The sequence below is a fragment of the Microbacterium sp. MMO-35 genome, assembly GCF_037147555.1.
In the GTDB taxonomy this organism is placed as follows: domain Bacteria; phylum Actinomycetota; class Actinomycetes; order Actinomycetales; family Microbacteriaceae; genus Microbacterium.
Genome location: NZ_JBBCVH010000027.1, coordinates 1 through 1,523 on the forward strand (window position 1 = coordinate 1; position 1,523 = coordinate 1,523).

2 protein-coding genes are annotated in these 1,523 nt (G+C 63.0%); both read right to left on the minus strand.

Annotated elements, in window-relative coordinates; genetic code table 11:
* On the minus strand, nucleotides 1-360 hold a 360-nt coding region (locus WFJ01_RS18990; RefSeq protein WP_336630040.1), incomplete at its 3' end, for a hypothetical protein.
* Complete coding sequence (locus tag WFJ01_RS18995) at nucleotides 341-958, minus strand: helix-turn-helix transcriptional regulator (RefSeq protein ID WP_336630041.1); 618 nt, start codon at nucleotides 956-958, stop codon at nucleotides 341-343. The genes WFJ01_RS18990 and WFJ01_RS18995, both read right to left, overlap by 20 nt.
* Between the last annotated feature and the right edge of the window lie 565 nt (nucleotides 959-1,523).

Sequence of the window (1,523 nt, forward strand, 5' to 3'; positions counted from 1 at the left end):
CGCCACAGCAGTCCGCTGCATCGCCAACGGGACCGCATCACCAAGCCACCGCACCCGGTACGACTCCCCCGTCGCGCTATGCGTCAGCGTCACCGTCAGATACGCCTGCCCCTCCCGGTTCTTCCCAAACTGCGGACGCACCTTCTTGTCGTTGAACGTCAGGAAACTCCCATCAGGAAGCTCAACCCGCTCGAACACTTCCCGAGCATCCATCGCAATCCGGCACTGGAAACGCAGAGCCTCCGGCGGACCATCCGGCGAATCCATCCCCTTGCGGATCGCGTCACGCTGCCACTTCGGCAACGCCTCCTGCCCCTTGATCCGAAACCGGATCTTCGCATCAAACTTCGGACTGCTCATAGTGAATCTCCCTGATCTTGTCGAGCGTGGATTGCAGAGCATCGATCAGGAACGATCGAGCCTGCGGGGACATGCGTCTTGCTTCGTTCGTGATTCCTCGCGACCAAGGGCCGCGCAGGTCATTGATCAGCGACGTCATCGCCGAGTCGGTGTCATCGCGCCTGGGTTTCGGCGCGGGCGGCTCATCGTCGACGATCTCCGCCTCGATCACGTCGGCGTCGTCCGCGAATGTGTCATTTGATACATTCGCGGCCCGCGGTTGGTACGTCGGCTCATCGTGGCGCGCTACGGTCGGCCGGCTTAGGCCCAGGGCCTCCGCGGTCTGTGTTTGCGTGAGCCCCGCCTTCCGGAACCGGGCGATCAGCTCGGGACGTTCAGCCCGCGGTGCTTGCACGCCGTTCAGGCTCGTGTACTCAATCCGGCGCATCTCATCCCAGGATGTGTACCCCTTGATGAGCCACGTCCGGTTCTCGACCTGCCACGCCCACTCATCCCAGATCGACTCCGCGTGACGCTTGACCCGTTCGATCGACGCATCCACATCAGCCTCGGTGATCGACTCGACGAGCTCGCCAGTCGCGGTGTTGACAAGAGTCATGTGCACTCCTTTCCGTGCGCGCCTCGGACTGGCCCGAGGTGTACTCCCTGGTTCGCGCGGCCACTAACCCTGCGGCATGGTTCACGGACGACTAACCCCGCGCCAACACACCGCATAACCCTGCGATGCCCGGTTCCGCCAGCAATAGGCGGCCAATCGTTTCTTGAACTCCACGCCCTAGCCCTGCGCCGCCCGCTCCTGCTACGACGCCCAGCCAGCAAACCCAACGGGGCGCTTACGGGGTGGAACAACAACCGTGGTTAGCCACAAGGGCAGGTATTCGGTGCTGTTGCGGCTCGCAGTCCTCATAGCCGGGGCGCGTACCCAGGGCTGTCCAGGCTTCCCAAGTTGGGGTTCCTGGCTGTTACTCCTGCGAGTTCTATGCGGTTGTGGTCGTCCCGAGGGATCGACAAGTACCGGTAGGGTCACGACGGCCCTACGCGGCGACTCGGTTTCAGCGCCCCGAGCGGCGCTCCGGAAGGTCATGGACGAAATACGCCAGACGGACACTGCCAGCCATGAGAGTGAGGAACATGGCGAACTGGATCACCTGAAACACGGCAGT

Coding starts and splice junctions, on each gene's coding strand:
- WFJ01_RS18995 (WP_336630041.1), bottom strand. CDS start 958: ATGACTCTTGTCAACACCGCGACTGGCGAGCTCGTCGAGTCGATCACC.